At 69.3% G+C, this 15,953-nt stretch carries 14 protein-coding genes and 1 tRNA gene; 10 read left to right on the forward strand and 5 right to left on the reverse strand.

Annotated elements, in window-relative coordinates; all coding sequences use genetic code 11:
- Positions 1–12: 12 nt before the first annotated feature.
- Positions 13–1,416 (forward strand): cytochrome P450, encoded by a 1,404-nt coding sequence (locus ACE3QC_RS12645; protein WP_374408772.1) that lies wholly within the window; start codon positions 13–15, stop codon positions 1,414–1,416.
- Positions 1,417–1,473: 57 nt separating this feature from the next.
- Here ACE3QC_RS12645 and ACE3QC_RS12650 read toward each other — a convergent pair whose 3' ends face one another.
- Positions 1,474–1,632 (reverse strand): DUF1674 domain-containing protein, encoded by a 159-nt coding sequence (locus ACE3QC_RS12650; protein ID WP_374408774.1) that lies wholly within the window; start codon positions 1,630–1,632, stop codon positions 1,474–1,476.
- A 55-nt stretch (positions 1,633–1,687) separates the two neighbouring features.
- Between ACE3QC_RS12650 and ACE3QC_RS12655 the strand changes: the two genes are divergently transcribed.
- Together ACE3QC_RS12655 and ACE3QC_RS12660 are read left to right on the forward strand one after the other, a co-directional pair.
- Positions 1,688–2,926: an RsmB/NOP family class I SAM-dependent RNA methyltransferase gene (locus ACE3QC_RS12655; RefSeq protein ID WP_374408776.1), complete on the forward strand. Its 1,239-nt coding sequence runs from the start codon at positions 1,688–1,690 to the stop codon at positions 2,924–2,926.
- Between the two features lie 288 nt (positions 2,927–3,214).
- Positions 3,215–4,096 (forward strand): OmpA family protein, encoded by an 882-nt coding sequence (locus ACE3QC_RS12660; protein WP_374408778.1) that lies wholly within the window; start codon positions 3,215–3,217, stop codon positions 4,094–4,096.
- A 55-nt stretch (positions 4,097–4,151) separates the two neighbouring features.
- Here the strand turns inward: ACE3QC_RS12660 and msrA are convergent, their stop codons facing one another.
- The gene (msrA, locus tag ACE3QC_RS12665) at positions 4,152–4,691 is read right to left on the reverse strand and encodes a peptide-methionine (S)-S-oxide reductase MsrA (RefSeq protein ID WP_374408780.1); all 540 of its coding nucleotides are present in this window, start codon (positions 4,689–4,691) and stop codon (positions 4,152–4,154) included.
- Between the two features lie 109 nt (positions 4,692–4,800).
- Between msrA and ACE3QC_RS12670 the strand changes: the two genes are divergently transcribed.
- The 7 genes from ACE3QC_RS12670 (at position 4,801) to ACE3QC_RS12700 (ending at position 10,464) form a co-directional block, all read left to right on the forward strand.
- Positions 4,801–5,655 (forward strand): class I SAM-dependent methyltransferase, encoded by an 855-nt coding sequence (locus tag ACE3QC_RS12670; protein ID WP_374408782.1) that lies wholly within the window; start codon positions 4,801–4,803, stop codon positions 5,653–5,655.
- A 7-nt stretch (positions 5,656–5,662) separates the two neighbouring features.
- Complete coding sequence (locus ACE3QC_RS12675; protein WP_374408783.1) at positions 5,663–6,418, forward strand: SIMPL domain-containing protein; 756 nt, start codon at positions 5,663–5,665, stop codon at positions 6,416–6,418.
- Positions 6,419–6,428: 10 nt separating this feature from the next.
- Positions 6,429–7,280, forward strand: coding sequence for an N-carbamoylputrescine amidase (gene aguB / locus ACE3QC_RS12680; protein ID WP_374408785.1), 852 nt, complete (start codon positions 6,429–6,431; stop codon positions 7,278–7,280).
- On the forward strand, positions 7,265–7,801 hold the full coding sequence (gene folK / locus ACE3QC_RS12685; protein WP_374408787.1) for a 2-amino-4-hydroxy-6-hydroxymethyldihydropteridine diphosphokinase: 537 nt from the start codon (positions 7,265–7,267) through the stop codon (positions 7,799–7,801). The genes aguB and folK overlap by 16 nt, the downstream gene beginning before the upstream one ends.
- A tRNA-Lys gene (locus tag ACE3QC_RS12690) sits at positions 7,792–7,867 on the forward strand. The genes folK and ACE3QC_RS12690 overlap by 10 nt, the downstream gene beginning before the upstream one ends.
- A gap of 18 nt (positions 7,868–7,885) precedes the next feature.
- Positions 7,886–9,562: a glycosyltransferase family 2 protein gene (locus tag ACE3QC_RS12695; protein WP_374408789.1), complete on the forward strand. Its 1,677-nt coding sequence runs from the start codon at positions 7,886–7,888 to the stop codon at positions 9,560–9,562.
- Between the two features lie 38 nt (positions 9,563–9,600).
- Positions 9,601–10,464, forward strand: coding sequence for a ferredoxin--NADP reductase (locus ACE3QC_RS12700; protein WP_374408791.1), 864 nt, complete (start codon positions 9,601–9,603; stop codon positions 10,462–10,464).
- A 9-nt stretch (positions 10,465–10,473) separates the two neighbouring features.
- Here the strand turns inward: ACE3QC_RS12700 and ACE3QC_RS12705 are convergent, their stop codons facing one another.
- Genes ACE3QC_RS12705 through ACE3QC_RS12715 form a run of 3 tightly spaced genes read right to left on the reverse strand, consistent with a single transcriptional unit; the run spans position 10,474 to position 15,951 of the window.
- A complete protein-coding gene (locus ACE3QC_RS12705; protein ID WP_374408793.1) occupies positions 10,474–11,874 on the reverse strand; it encodes an efflux transporter outer membrane subunit in 1,401 nt (466 codons plus the stop codon).
- Positions 11,871–14,972, reverse strand: a complete 3,102-nt coding sequence (locus tag ACE3QC_RS12710; protein WP_374408795.1) for an efflux RND transporter permease subunit — start codon at positions 14,970–14,972, stop codon at positions 11,871–11,873. The genes ACE3QC_RS12705 and ACE3QC_RS12710 overlap by 4 nt, the downstream gene beginning before the upstream one ends.
- Positions 14,962–15,951, reverse strand: a complete 990-nt coding sequence (locus ACE3QC_RS12715) for an efflux RND transporter periplasmic adaptor subunit (RefSeq protein WP_374408797.1) — start codon at positions 15,949–15,951, stop codon at positions 14,962–14,964. Before ACE3QC_RS12715 ends, ACE3QC_RS12710 begins: the two co-directional genes overlap by 11 nt.
- Positions 15,952–15,953 lie beyond the last annotated feature (2 nt).

Below are 15,953 nucleotides of genomic sequence, written 5' to 3' on the forward strand. Positions count from 1 at the left end.
AGGAGGCAGATCATGGCCACGCTTGCCCAGCCCAGCCCGTCCCCCCACGCCCCGGTTCCCGCCGCGCAGCCGCGCACTTGGCGCGAAGGGGTGCTGACCGAAGCCGATCTCGCGCATATTCCCGGCGAAGGCGGGATGCCGGTGTTCGGCAACACCTTCAGGATGCTGTCCGATCCGCACGGCTTCACCCGCCGGATGGTGGAGACCTACGGCCCGGTCTATCGCAACAAGGCGTTTGGCGGGTGGAACGTCGCGTTGGTCGGCGCCGACGCGAACGAGCTGGTGCTGTTCGACCGCGACCGGCTGTTCTCCTCCGAACAGGGCTGGGGCCCGATCCTCGAACTGCTGTTTCCGCGCGGGCTGATGCTGCTCGATTTCGATCACCACCGGGCCGACCGGCGCGCGCTGTCGATCGCCTTCAAGCCCGGCCCGATGCGGCATTACGCGGATAGCCTCAATCGCGGGATCGCTGATGCGGTGAAAGGCTGGAGCGGGGCGCCGATGCTGTTCTACCCGGCGATCAAGCAGCTGACGCTCGACCTCGCGGCGGACAGCTTCATCGGCATTCCGTGGGGGCCGGAGGCGGACCGGATCAACCGCGCCTTCGTCGACATGGTGCAGGCCTCGGTCGCGCCGATCCGCGCGCCGCTGCCGTTCACGTCCATGCGCAAGGGGGTGAAGGGCCGCGCCTATCTGGTCGACTATTTCATCCGCGAAACGCTGCGCCGCCGTGCCGAGGGCGGCGGGCAAGACATGTTCAGCCAGTTCGCCACCGCCACGCGCGAGGACGGCACGATGCTGCCGGTGGACGAAGTGGTCGATCACATGATCTTCCTGATGATGGCCGCGCACGACACCATCACCTCCTCCGCCACCACGCTCGTCTGGCTGCTGGCGAAGCACCCGGAGTGGCAGGAACGGCTGCGCGCCGAGATCACCGCGATCACCGGCGGCGGGCACGATGTCGGCTACGACGATCTGGCAAAGCTCGACCTGACCGAGATGGCATTCAAGGAATCGCTCCGCTTGATCCCGCCGGTGCCCTCCACCCCGCGCCGCGCGCTGCGCGAATTCGAGTTCGGTGGTTATCGCATCCCGGCGGGTACGCCGGTGGGGATCAACCAGCAATACGTCCACCGGATGGAAGAGCACTGGCCCGATCCCGACCGCTTCGATCCGCTGCGCTTCACGCCAGAAGCAGTGAAGGCCCGCCACAAGTATGCCTGGGTGCCGTTCGGCGGCGGGGCGCACATGTGCATCGGGCTGCACTTCGCCTACATGCAGGTGAAGATCCTGATGGCGCAGGTGTTGACCCGCTACGAAATCGCGATCGAGCCGGGCTACGAGCCCGAGTGGCAGCCGTGGCCGATCCCGCGCCCGAAGGATGGGTTGCGGGTGAGTTTCAGGGAGCTGTGAGCCCCTCTCCAAGCTATGCCAGCTTGCTGGCTAGTCGCAGTTGAGAAGGGCCAAGCCTCAAAAGTCGATCGCGATGCCGTCTTTCACCCAATCGCCGTAGCGCGTGGGGCTGAGCTTCTCGTCCACCTCGCCCGGTTCGGGCCTGGGCGGCGGAGTATCGGTCCAGTAGGCGGGCTTTTCGAAGGTTTCGGGTCGCTGAGTGGCGCGCTGGGTCATGCGGGCAAGATGCGCCCACTGGCGCGTGGTTGCAAGCGGGGGTAGGGCGCGCGCGATGGCCCAGCCCCCCGGTATCCACGCGCGCCGCGCCGCGCTTCGCCTGCTCGACGCCGTGTTGCGCCGCGGCGAGACGCTCGACCAGAGCTTTGCCGCCGCCACCGGCGACGTGCGCAGGCCCGAGGACAAGGCGCTGGCCCGCGCGATCGCGGGCGAGGCGCTGCGCTGGCTCGCTGATGTCGACGCGCTGATCGACGGCGCGACGAGGCAGCGGCTGCCCGACGACGCCAAGCCGCGCATGGTCCTGCGCCTGATGCTGGCGCAATGGCTGCGCCTCGGCACCCCGCCGCACGCGGTGATCGCGACCGCGCTGCCGCTGCTCGCGGGCGGCCCGCGCCGGTTGGCGCACGGGGTGTTTTCCACGCTGACCAAGCAATCCGCGACGCTGCCCGCCGCGCCCACGCTGCCCGAAGCGGTGCGGCAGCGCTGGGGCGCACTGGCGGACGAGGCCGCGCCCGGCCTCGCCGAGCCGCCGCCGCTCGATCTCGCGCTGCGGGACCCCTCCGAAACCGCGCACTGGGCGAACCAGCTTGCCGCCGAGAGCCTTGCGCCCGGCCATCTGCGCCTGCCGCGCGGCGCGGCGGTGGAGACGCTGCCCGGTTTCGCGGAAGGCGCATGGTGGGTGCAGGATCTCGCCGCCTCGCTCCCCGCCCGGTTGCTCGGTGCGGGAGAGGGCCGCCACGCGCTCGACCTCTGCGCCGCGCCGGGCGGCAAGACCCTGCAACTGGCGGCGGCGGGCTGGCAGGTCACCGCGCTCGACGTCTCTAAGCGGCGGCTGGAGCTGCTGCGCGACAACCTCGGGCGCACCGGGCTGAAGGCGGGCGTCGTGCGCGCCGACGCGCTGGCGTGGGAGCCGAAGCACCGTTTCGACGCGATCCTGCTCGACGCGCCGTGCACCGCCACCGGCACCGCGCGCCGCCACCCGGACGTGCTCCACCGCATCGGCCCGCGCCAGATCGCCGAGATGGCCGAGCTGCAATCGGCGTTGCTCGCGCGCGCGGCCGAATGGCTGAAGCCCGGCGGCGTGCTGGTCTACGCGGTGTGTTCGATGGAGCGCGAAGAGGGCGAAGGCCGCGCGGCCGAGGTCGCGCTCGATCCGCTGCCGATCCGGGGCGAGGAGCTGCCCGGCGGGCTTGCCGCCACCGCCGAAGGATGGCTGCGGACCAGTCCCGGCATGCTGGCGGACCATGGCGGCCTCGACGGCTTCTTCGTCGCGCGGTGGCGCAAGGCGGAGTGACCGAAGGCGCGGCGCGCGCGCCGATGCCGATCGGGTGACCGGCATCGCTTTACCGCACGGGCCGCCCGGATCGCCGCTGCATCACCTGACTCGCCCGGAACATTCCCCGGATGGCCCGGTTACGCCCGGCAGCCATGCTTTGCGTGGCGGCTCGATCGCGGCTTTCCCGCCGCACATCTTTTGGGAAGCGAAGGGGGTTCTACAGCCGGATACACCATCACCGGGGGGCGGGCGAAGCAAGGCCGCGATGGGCCGGAGACCGGCTGGCGTAGATCAAGGAGTAGCGTAATGAATATCCTGTCCAGGCAACCGAGCGGTATCTTCGCGCTGGCCCTGCTCGCGGTTCCGGTTTCGGCCGGCCTTTCCGCGCAGGAGCAGTATCCGCAAGAGGGCGAATACGCGACCACCGTTTACGGCTCGCTGCCCGACGACCTTTCCGGCCTGCCCGAAGGCCCCGAGATCGAAGGCATCATCTCCGCGCGCAGCGGCGAGCGGATGCAGGTGACCGGCGAAGACGGCACCAACACCGCGGTCGCCGTGGGCAACGTAACCGAAATCAAGTCCAGCGGTGGCTTCCTGGGTCTCTCGCGCGACACGCTCGCGACCGACGCGTTGCTCAACGGATTGCCGGTCAAGGTCGAGACGGTTCAGTTCGGCGACGGCCTGATCGCCAAGCGGATCGACCTGAAGAGCCGCGATCTGAGGACCGCCTCGATGATCGCCACCGGAACCGCACAAGGTTTCGCCGAACAGACCGCCGCGACCGAGGCCCTGCGTGGTCGCGTGGGCGATATCGACAAGTACAACGTCAAGGGCACGACCAACGTGAACTTCGACGTCGGCAAGGCGGATCTTTCGCCCGAGGCCGAGGCCAATCTCTGCGCTGCGGCCGCCGAAGCCAATGCGACCGAGAACGCGCTGTTGCTCGTCATCGGCTACACCGATTCGACCGGCAGCCAGGAGATCAACCAGGAGCTGAGCGAGAAGCGCGCAGCCCGCGTGGTCAACTATCTCCAGCAGGCGTGCGATTGGGAACCCTACCGCATGCTGACCCCCACCGGGATGGCCGAAGCCGACCCGCTGGCGGACAACACCACCGAGCAGGGCAAGGCGCAGAACCGCCGCGTCGCGGTGAACATCCTCGTCAGCAAGAGCGTCGACGGGATCTGATCGAAGCGGGGGTGGGCATGGTGCCCGCCCCCGTTCGTCATGCGCGCGAGGGGATTTATCCCTTCACCTTCTCCGCGAAGCTCTTGCGCAGCTTCATCAGCTTGGGCGGGATGACCGCGAGACAATAGGGGTTTCGCTGGCCTTCGCCGTCCCAGTATTCCTGGTGATAGTCCTCCGCCGGATACCACTGCGAGGCGTCCTCGATCGTGGTCACGGCGCTTTGCCCTTCGTGCTCGGCATTCCAGCGCTGAATCGCGGCCTCGGCCTCGGCGCGCTGGGCGTCGTCCAATGGGAAGATCGCGCTGCGGTATTGCGTGCCGACGTCGTTGCCCTGCCGGTTCAGCTGCGACGGATCGTGGGTGCCGAGGAACACGTCGTAGATTTCGGGAAGGGTGATCGTTCCCGGATCGTAGGTCACCCGGATCGCCTCGGCGTGGCCGGTGTCGCCGGTGCAGACCTGCTTGTAGGTCGGGTCCGCCACCGTGCCGCCGATATAGCCGCTCTCGACCTCGCTCACCCCGATCACGTCGCGGAACACCGCTTCGGTGCACCAGAAGCATCCGCCCGCGATGATCGCCTGTTCGCTGCTCGCCATTTTCGAAAATCTCCTTTGCTTGCGAGCGAGATAGGTGGCGCGAGGCCGCTTGTCATCGCCCGGCCAGCGGCTAGACTGCGCGCCACCATATCTCCGGGAGAGAAATCCGATGCGCTTCCTGCTTGCCGCCGCCGCCCCCCTTGCCATCGCGCTCGCCGCGCCATCGCTGGCGCAGGATCATTCGGGCCACGGGGCCGCGCATGGGGCCCAGGCCCATGCCGGCCATGCCGCGCTCGAAGCGGCGCTCGCCAACCCCAACCGCGAGGCGGACAGCGCGCGCGACCAGTTCCGCCACCCGGTCGAGACGTTGATGTTCTTCCAGGTCGAGCCGGGCATGGCGGTGGGCGAATATGCGCCGGGCGGCGGATGGTACTCGCGCGTGCTCGGCAACTATCTGAGCGCCGATGGCAAGCTGGTGGGCCTGTGGCGCTCCGCCAATGGCGCTTCGCTCGACGAGAAGGCTCGCACCGGCCTGCGCGACGGGGCCGCCGCCTTCCCCGCGAAAGTGGAGGAATGGACCGGCCGCTCCGCCGCCGAAACCGCCGGATATACGCTCGACGCCGTGCCCGAGGCCGAACACGGCACGCTCGACCGCGTGTTGCTGATCCGCATGCTGCACAACCTGATAAGCGGCGGCGTGGCCGAAAGCGAGCTGAAGCGGATGCACGGCCTGCTCAAGCCCGGTGGGATGCTCGGCGTGGTCCAGCACCGCGCGAAGGCCGAAGCGGCGGACGACTATGCCGACGGCAGCAAGGGCTATCTGCGGCAGGCCGACGTGATCGCGCTGGTCGAAGGGCAGGGCTTCGAACTGGTCGAGGCAAGCGAGATCAACGCCAATGCGCAGGACACCGCCGACCATCCCGAGGGTGTGTGGGAAATGCCGCCCACGCTCGGCACCAAGCGCGAGGACCTGAAGAGCCTCGGCGAAAGCGACCGCATGACGCTGCTGTTCCGCAAGCTCTGAGCCGGAGATGACCCTGCGCACGATCGCCCTGTTCGCGCTGCCGCTTGCTCTGGGAGCTTGCGGCGATCGCGCCGACGATGTGCGTGGGGTCGACCATGGCGAGACACTGCTGTCGGTCAGCGCCAGCGGGCAGGCCGATTCGCGGCCCGACCGCGCGCAGTTCCAGGCTGGAATCGAGACCTGGGCGCGCAGCGCCGAGGCGGCGAGCACGGCGAACGGCGAGAAGATCGCCGAAATCGTCGCCGCGCTGCGAGAGCTCGGCGTGGCGGAGGACGATATCCAGACGCGGGTGGTCAATGTCGGACGGATCGACTGGGGCGACCGCCGCGGCCAGTTCCAGGCCTCGAACGTGGTCGAAGTGACGCTGCGCGATCCCGACAAGGCCGGTGCCGCGGTGGCGGCGGCGACCGAGGCGGGGGCGAACATCGTGTCGGGCCCCAACCTCTCGATGTCCGATCCCGAAGCGACCGCCAACCTCGCCTATGCCGACGCATACAAAGCCGCGCGCAAGCGGGCGGAAGCCTATGCCGAAGCGGCGGACATGGAGGTCAGCCGCGTGCTCTACATCCGCGACGCGGGGGGCACGCAGGGGCAGACCTGGCTGCGCGGGGCGGACATGGCGAGCGACGCGACGATGGCGAGGGTTCAGAACACCGCGCCCCCGCCGGTGGTCGCGCCCGAGCAGGCCTCGCCCGGCATGATGGTCGGCACCACCCGGTCGGACGTCTATATCCAGGTGGACTTCGCTCTGCGGCCAAAATAAGCCCGCGCGCATGGCCAAGATCACCGTAGCCGCGCTCCAGCTCGACCTCTCCTCGCACGACGAGCGGGAGAACATCGCCGCCGTCTCCGCGCTGGTGGAGGAAGCGGCGGGGAAGGGCGCGCAGGTGATCCTGCCGTCCGAGCTCTTCTCCGGCCCCTATTTCTGCAAGGTGGAGGACGAGGCGCTGTTCGCGCTCGCCCGCCCGACCGCCGAGCATCCCTCGGTCGTGGCGATGCAGGCACTGGCGGAAAAGCTCGGCGTGGCGATCCCGACGAGCTTCTTCGAGCGCGACGGGCACCACTATTACAACACGCTCGCCATGATCGGGCCCGATGGCGCGATCATGGGGACTTATCGCAAGAGCCACATCCCCGACGGACCGGGCTACGAGGAAAAGTACTATTTCCGCCCCGGCAACGACGGGTTCAAGGTATGGGACGTATTCGGCGCGCGCATCGGCGTCGGGATTTGCTGGGACCAGTGGTATCCCGAATGCGCGCGGGCGATGGCGCTGATGGGGGCGGAGCTGCTGTTCTATCCCACCGCGATCGGCTCCGAGCCCTACGACGCCGATCTCGACACCAGCCGCATGTGGCGCCGCGCGATGCTGGGGCATGCGGTGTCGAACTGCATGCCGGTGATCGCCGCCAACCGCATCGGCAGCGAAGACGGGCAGGCGTTTTACGGCCACAGCTTCGTAACCGACGAATGGGGCGATTTCCTGTGCGAATACGGCGCGGGCGAAAGCGGCCCGCTGGTCGCCGAGATCGATCTGGCCCAGGCGGCGAAGCACCGCGCAGGGATGGGGTTCTTTCGCGACCGGCGCCCGCAGCTCTACGGCCGGTTGTGCGAGGACGTCTGACGCAGCGCTACCTCGTCGCGCTCGGCTCGAACATGCGCCACCCGCGCCACGGCGCGCCGCGCGCGGTGATTGCGGCGGCGTTCGGCGCGCTGGGCGAGCGCTTCGATCTCATCGCCGCATCGCCCGTGATGGACAGCGCGCCGCTCGGCCCCTCGCAGCGCCGCTATGCCAACGCCGCCGCGCTGGTCGGCACCGCGCTGGCGCCGGAGGCGATGCTGGCCGCCCTGCAGGCGATCGAGGCCGATTTCGGCCGCACCCGGCGCGGCCAGCGCTGGCGCGCGCGGGTGCTCGATCTCGATATCGTGCTGTGGAGCGGCGGCGCCTTCGCCGCGCCCGGCCTCGTCATCCCGCACCCGGCCTTCCGCCAGCGCGGCTTCGTGCTCGGCCCCGCCGCCGCGATCGCCCCTGGCTGGCGCGATCCGCTGACCGGCCTGACGCTGCGCCGGTTGCAAGCCCGCTTGACCCGCTCCACCGCGCTGCCTAGGGCCCCGGCGTGCCAGACGCGCGGTGTGGGCCCTTAGCTCAGTCGGTAGAGCAACTGACTTTTAATCAGTAGGTCGCTGGTTCGAACCCAGCAGGGCTCACCACTCCGTTTTCTGATCGCGATGGCATCCGCGACCGTCGACGAGGTGAACCGGATCGTGTCGAACGCCAGACCCGGATGGAGCGATAGTGCGCGGCGGTTGCTGCTGGAGGCGGCGGTTCGCCTCGATGCACTGCGCATCGCGCCGCGAGCGGCGTTGCTGGCCGGGTGGTGGCGGCTGCTCGGCAAGCGGCTGCGGGCCCGATCGGTCATTGCGCCGCTGCTCGGTCGCTCGGCGCTGGCCTATCGCCTCTGGCTCGCGCAGGGCGGGGACCGCGAGGTTCAGCCCGTGCCGGCACCGGCGCATCGGGATGTCGCGATCCTGGCGCTGGTTGTGGCAGGCGAGGGGCAGGATCGGACGCTCGCCAGCCTCGCCGCCGAAGGGATCGACAGCGCGCTGGTGCCCGCTGGGCAGGCGCCGGATGCAAGCGTCGCGGAGCGAGCGCTCGAGCGCGGCGGGTGGCTACTGCCGATGGCTGCCGGGGATCGCCTCGCCGCCGGGGCCGGGGCGTCCTATCGCGCCGCGGCCGCGCGGGCCGGACCGGACGATCGAGCGATCTATGCCGACGACGATATCCTCGATGCGCGCGGGCGACGCGCCGAGCCGCATTTCAAGCCCGATTGGAACGCCGAACTCTACCGCTGGCTCGATTACGCGAGCGGCGCCGCGATCCTGCGCGCGGACCGGCGCGAAGTGGCGAACCTGCCCGCCGACGACTGGGCCGCCGCGCTCACCCGCCGCGTGATCGCGCGAGCGCCGGCTGCTCCGATTCACTTGCGCCGCGTGCTGCATCACCGGCGCGCCCGGCCCGCTCCGGCCGAGCCCCCGCCGGCGCAGGTGGGGACGGCAGAGCTTCCGCCGGTCACGGTGATCGTGCCCACGCGCAACCGCTGCGATCTGCTCCGGACGTGCCTCGAAGGGGTCGCCCGCACCGCCTATCCGGGGCGGGTGGAAACGATCGTGATCGACAACGACAGTGACGATCCCGCGACCCTCGAATACCTCGCCGCGCTGGACCCGGTCTGCGTCCGCGTCCTGCGCCAGCCCGGGCGGTTCAACTTCGCCGCGATGAACAATCGCGCGGTGGATGCGGCATCGGGCGAGCTGCTGTGCTTCCTCAACAACGATATCGAGATCGCCGAGCCGGACTGGCTGGCGGCGATGGCCGTGCAGGCCATGCGGCCCGACGTCGGCGCGGTCGGGGCGCGCCTGCTCTATCCCGATGGACGCATCCAGCATGCCGGGGTGGTGCTCGGGATCGGCGGCGGCGCGGCGCACGCCCACCGGCTGTTGCTGCCGGGGGAACCGGGCTATTTCCGCCGCCACGCCTTGCCGCAATTCGTCTCGGCGGTGACCGCGGCGTGCCTCGTGGTGCGGCGCGACCGGTTTCTCGCCGTGGACGGATTCGACGCGGAGAACTTCGCGGTCGCGTTCAACGACGTGGACTTGTGCCTGAAGCTCAACCGCCGTGGCTGGCAGTCGCTGTACGAGCCGCGCGCGACGCTCGTGCACCACGAATCGGTATCGCGCGGCCTCGACCGCGATCGCGCCGGGGCCACGCGCCTCGCGGGCGAACTGGCTGCGCTGAAGCGGCGCTGGGGGACGGGCGGAACCGCAGTCGACCCGTTCCACCACCCCTCGCTGAGCCCCTTCAGCGAGCGCTTCGTGGTGCGGATCCAAGGCTGTCAGCTACGATAGCTGTTGACCGCCGGCGACACTACCCGTAATTGACGATAATGATAATCACTCGCAAAACGGCCGAGGTCGAATTGGCAAGGGACGAAACGTTGACCTATCAGCCCATCGAGCGCGATGCGTTCAGCCCCAGCGCGGCGCTGGCGGTTGAGACGGTCAGGCGGGTGGAGCATCTGACCGATCGGCTGTTCTCGTTCTCGATCAGCCGCCCGCCGGGGTTCCGCTTTCGCTCGGGCGAATTCGTCATGGTCGGCCTGCCCAACGACGGACGCCCGCTGCTGCGCGCCTATTCGATCGCCAGCCCCGGCTACAGCGACGAGCTCGAATTCCTGTCGGTCAAGATCGAGGATGGCCCGCTCACTTCGCGGCTGCGCCATATCCGCGTGGGCGATCCGGTCTATCTCGGCAAGAAGCCGACCGGCACGCTGGTGACCGATGCCCTGTTGCCGGGCCGCCGCCTGTTCCTGCTTTCGACCGGCACGGGGATCGCTCCGTTCATGAGCCTCGCGCGCGACCCCGATGTCTATTCCCGGTTCGCGGAGATCGTGCTGGTCCATTCGGTGCGCAACGTGGCCGATCTCGCCTATCGCGAGCTTCTCGAAACCCAGCTCGCGGGCGATCCGCTGGTGCGCGACGAGGCGCTGCTCCAGTTCCACTATCTGCCGACCGTCACCCGCGAGGCGTTCCGCACGCAAGGCCGGATCGCGCGGCTGATCGAGGACGGACGGCTGTTCGAGCGTGTCGGAGGACCGGCCCGCTTCGTGCCCGACACCGATCGGGTGATGCTGTGCGGGAGCATGGCGATGATCAAGGATCACGCCAGAGACCTGGAACAACGCGGGTTCGTCGAAGGCAGCAATTCGCAGCCCGGCCAGTTCGTGATCGAGCGCGCCTTCGTCGGATAGCCGCGCGGCCTACGGCTGGCCGCGGGCCGCCTGTTCGCGGGACGGCCCGTCGGTGTCGCTCGAGGCGGCGGCGAGATGGAGCGCGATGTGCGCGCTCGAAAGGTCTGCCTGATTGTCGAGCAGCGACTGCCGGCTGGAAATGAGCTGGCGCTGCGCATCGAGCACGTCGAACAGCGAGGCGAGCCCTTCCCGGTAGAGCGCGTTCGACTGGCCGAGCGCGGTCTCGCTCTGCTCGATCGCTTCGGCGAGCGCTTCGCCGCGCTCTCCGTAGGCGCCGATGGCGACCAGCGCGTTCTCCGCCTCGCCGAGCGCGAGGAGAAAGGCCTGGCGGTATTCGGCGAAGCGCGCATCGAGCTCGGCGTCCGCGGCCGCGACTTCGGCCCGCCGCCGGCCGCCGTCGAACAGCGGCAGGTCGAGCGCCGCGCCGAGCGTGGCGAGAAAGCCCGAGAACAGGCCGTCCGCCGTGCCGTCGCCGAGCAGGATGGAGCCCGGTATGGTGAGCGAAGGGCGCAAGTCGGCCTGCTCGATCCCCACTTGCGCCGCCGCCTGCGCGAGCCGGGCTTCCGCCGCGAGGATATCGGCGCGCCGCCGCAGCAAGTCGGCCGGGACACCGATCTCGGGGCCGCGCCCATACGCGGGGATGGCGTCTATCCCGTCGCCCGCGGGCAGCGCCAGCGTCCCGGGCGGTTCGGCGACCAGCACCGCCAAAGCGTGTTCGGCCTCGGCGCGCGCGATCTCGATCAATCCTCTGAGCGCACGGGTCTGGGCGAGGTCGGCGGCTGCGCGGCGCACGTCGAGATTGGCGGCGAGACCGGCCTCGAAGCGCAAGGTCACGATCCGCAGCGTCTGTTCCTGCAGCGCGGTCGATTCCTCGAGCAGGACGAGCTGCGCGCCGGTGCGCCGGTATTCGACATATTGGCTGGCGATGGCCGCTGCGACGATCCGGCGCTGGTCCGCCCGCAGATAGTCGGCCTCGGCATATTGCGCGGCCGCGGCGCGGATTTCCGCGGCCAGCCGGCCCGAGAGGTCGGGATCGAACAGGCCGAAAAGTCCGGCCTCGGCGGTTACGCCGTCGCTGTCGTCGCCGGCTTCCACCCCCACTTCGGCGGCGCCGTCGATCGTCGGCAGGCGGTCCGCGCGCTCGGCGCGGAGCACCGCTTCGGCGGCGCGCAGCCGCTCTTGCGCCGCGGCGATGTCGAGGTTCTGCGCCAGACCCCGTTCGACGAGCGCATCGAGCGCGGGATCCTCGAACCCCTTCCACCATTCCTCGGCCAATCCGGCGGGCGGCAGATCGGCCGCATAGACCACCGGCGCCACGATACGCGCCTCGGGCGGGGTATCGGATATGCTCGCGCAGCCGGCGAGCCCCACCGCGCCGGCCAGCATGGCAACTACGCGGACCGATATCATGCGGGCGCCATCGTCATGTCTTCGTCGACCTCTTCGATCTCCTCGCGCAGGCGTTCGAGATCGACGCTGCGCGGCTGGCCGAAGCGCGCGATGCCGAGATAGATTACGGGGGTCAGGAACAGCGTGAACACCCCGGCGATGCCGAGCCCGCCGAAGATCACCCAGCCGATCGCCTGCCGCGCTTCCGCGCCGGCGCCGCCGGCGAGGATCAGCGGCACCGCGCCGACCACGGTCGAGATCAGCGTCATCGCGATCGGGCGCAGGCGGATCGCCGCGGCTTCCTCCACCGCCTGGCGCACGTCGCGCCCCTGATGGCGCAACTGATCGGCGAATTCGACGATGAGGATGCCGTTCTTCGCCATCAGGCCGATCAACATCACCAGCCCGATCTGCGAATAGATGTTGAGCGAGATGCCCGAGAGAAACAGCGCCAGGATCGCCGCCGCCAGCGCGAACGGCACCGTGAGCAGGACGACCAGCGCGCTCGTCAGGCTTTCGAACTGCGCGACCAGCACCAGGAACACGATCACCAGCGCGAAGACGTATGTCAGCAGCACGTCGTTCGAGGTTTCCTCGAGGCTTTCCGCTTCCCCCTGCAGCAGCATGTCGATGTCGTCCGCCACGGTGGCTTCGGCGAGCCGCCCGATCTCGTCCACCGCGTCGCGCAGCGGCACACCCGGGGCGATGTTTGCGGTCACCTCGATCGCGCGGCGCTGCTCGGTGCGGTTGAGCTCAGCTGCGACCCCCTGCTCGACGATGCGGGTCACGCTGGACAGCGGCACGAGGCCGCCGCTCTCGGTGCGAACGTAGAGGTTGCGCAGGTCGGAAGGGTTGGTGACCGTGACCGCCTGCGAGGTGAGGAAGATCGGCACGGCCTGATCGTCGACGTTGAGATCGACGATGTCGTCGCCCCCCACCATCGCGCGCAAGGTCTGCGCGAGATCGTCGAGATCGACGCCGAGGTCGGACGCGCGCCGGCGGTCGATCTGGACCGAGAGCTGCGGCTGGGTCGGCTTGTACGACACGTCGGGATTGGACAGCATGCTGGACTGGGTGTCGATCGCCTCGGCCAGAGCCAGCGCGGAGCGATAGATGTTTTCGTATTCGCCGCCGGTGAGCGCGACCTCGATTTCGTCGCCGCCGCCGCCGAAGCTCAACGTGCCGCGGCCTCTCGCGTCGGCGCGCGAACCGGGAATCTCCGCCAGCGGCCCGTTGAGCTCGTCGACGATCTCGGTCTGGCTGCGTTCGCGCTCGCTCCAGTCGGCGAGTTCGGCGGTCACACGCACGCGGTTGGGATCGTAGCGGCCGACGACCGAGAACGTGCTCTCGATCTCGCCGCTTTCGAGATAGGGCGCGAGCACGTGCTCGACCTCGTCGAGCTCGCGGTCCATGAACTCGAGGCCGACGCCGTCGGGCCCGGTCGCGTCGACCTCGATCACCCCGCGGTCCTCGTCGGGCACGAGCTCGTTGTCGAGCTGGCCGTAGAGCAGGCCGGTCAGGCCCGCGATCACGACCGCGCCGAGGACGACGAACTTCGCCCGATCGAGGCACCAGGCGAGCATTGCGGCGTAGCGGTCGCGCACGCGCCCGCCCCACGTGGCGAGGCGGCCCGGTTCGGTGTCGCCGCTGGTAAGATCGAGCCGTGCAGCGAATGCGGGGACGAGAGACAGGGCGACGAACGAGGAGATCAGCACCGCAACCGAAAGCACGAAGCCGAATTCGCGGAACAGCCGCCCGACTTCCGACGGCAGGAAGCTGATCGGCACGAAGACCGAGACGAGCACGGCGGTCGTGGCGATCACGGCGAAGAAGACCTGGCGCGTGCCGACCACAGCGGCGGCGCGGCGGCCAAGCCCCTTGTTCTGCAGCCGCTGGGTGTTCTCGAGCACGACGATCGCATCGTCGACGATGAGGCCGGTGGCGAGAACCAGCGCGAGCAGGGTCAGCAGGTTGATCGAGAAGCCCATCGCCCAGATGGCGGCCACAACGCCGACCAGCGCCACCGGAATCGTCAGGCTCGGCACCAGCGTGGCGCGCCACGAGCCGAAGAACGCCAGCATCGTGGCGATCACGATCACGATACTGAAACCGAGGGTGATCAGAACCTCGCGCACGGAAATCTGGATGAAATCGGCATCGTCGGACACGACCGAGATGTTCACGCCTTCGAACCGCTCGTTCACGCGCTCGACCGACTGGCGGATGGAATCGGAAATCTGGATCGTGTTCGAGTTGGCCTGCCGCACGACCCCCAGGCCGACGATCGGGCGCCCGTCGAGGCGAACGAAGTTGGTGGCGTTCGCCGGCGCGAGCCCGACTTCGGCGACGTCGCCGACGCGGACGTTGCCGGAAATGATCACGTCGCGCATCAATTGCGGGTCGGTCGCGCTCGCTTCGGCCCGCACGACCAGTTCCTGCGCGTTCGAGCGGAACGAGCCGACGGGCACGTCGTACGGCGCCTGTTCGAGCGCGGCGGCGACATCGCTCAGCGTCAGCCCGTAGCGATTGAGCCGTGCCGGATCGACCGACACGCGCATCTGCAGCGCGCGCGTGCCAAACTGTTCGATGCTGGCGACGCCCTCGGCGGTGAGCAGCTCGGGCACGACGTCGTTTTCGACCACGCGGGTCAGTTCCGCTTCTCCGTAACGGTCGCTCGACACCGCCAGGATCATGATCGGCTGAGCGTCGGCGTCGGCCTTGACGATGTTCACCTGCTCGACCCGCTCGGGCAGGTCACGGGTCACCCGGCTGACCGCCTCGCGCACGTCGGAAGCTGCGGTGTCGAGGTCGACGCCGGGATTGAACTCGGCGCGGACGCGTGAATTGTTCTCCTCGCTCGAGGAATTGATCTGCCGCACCCCGGTGACGCGCGCGACCGCATCCTCCAGCACGCTGGTCACCTCGGCATCCATCGTTTCGGGCGCGCCGCCCGGCAGTGTCGCGGAAACCGAAACGATCGGGCGATCGACGTTGGGCAATTCGCGCACTTCGATGCCGAGCAGCGCGGCGAGCCCGGCGATCACGAACAGGAGATTGAGCACCCCTATGAGCAGCGGCCGCTTGACCGCGAGCATCGGGAGATCGGACCTATCCGCCATTGCCGGCACCGGTCGGGCGCAGTTCGGCTTCGCGCGCGGGCGGCGCGGCGGGCCGGACGAGCCGAATCTCCTGCCCGTCGCGCACCTTCTGCACGCCTTCGACGATGATCCGGTCGCGCGCCGCGATCCGCCCGTCGACGAACGCGAGGCCCTCGCGCCGTGCGGTGATCGTCACTGGCACCCGCCGCGCCTTGCCGTCGCGCACCACGAACAGGTGCGAACCTTCGCCGCCCCAGACGATGGCTTCCTCCGGCACCGCCGGACGGGTCTCGCCGTTGCTGGCGAAGGCGACGCGAAAGCTCATGCCCGGGCGCAGGCTGTCGTCGGAATTGGCGATTGCGGCGCGCACGATGAAATCGCGACTTTCGCGTGCGATCCTGCTGTCGGTGGTGACGATACGCGCTTCGATCTGCCGGCCGGGATCGGCAAACGGCGTCACCTGGACGACCTGGCCTTCGCTGAGCGGATTGAACGCCGCCTCGGGCGCGGAGAAGTCGACATAGAGCGTGCCGCGCTGGTCGAGCTGGGTGATCGGCGTGGTATCGTTCACCCGGTCGCCGGGATCGATCTCGGTCAGGCCGACGTGCCCGGAAAAGGGGGCGCGCACCGTGCGGTCGGCGAGCGCGGTCTGCGCCTGTTCCAGCGCCACCCGGGCCGAGGCGAGCGCGGTCTCGCCCGCTTCGATCTGGCTTGCCGAGATCGCCCCGGTATCCTCGATCCGGCGATAGCGGCCGAGCAACTGGTCGGCTTCGCGCACCTGGACCCGGGCCGCTTCCACCGCCAGCCGCTCCTGCCGCGCGTCGAGTTCGACCAGCGGCTGGCCGCGCTGCACGTAGTCGCCGGCGGAGAACAGCACCCGGGTCACGCGGCCCGCGGTTTCGGGGAAGATTTCCGCCGATGTCTGCGCGCGCGCGGTGCCGATCGCCTCGATCGAAAGCTGCTCGGGCAGCATCGCCACCGGCTGGGCGACGACGGGCACGG

The sequence above is a fragment of the Pelagerythrobacter sp. genome (assembly GCF_041912895.1).
Taxonomy (GTDB): Bacteria; Pseudomonadota; Alphaproteobacteria; order Sphingomonadales; family Sphingomonadaceae; genus Pelagerythrobacter.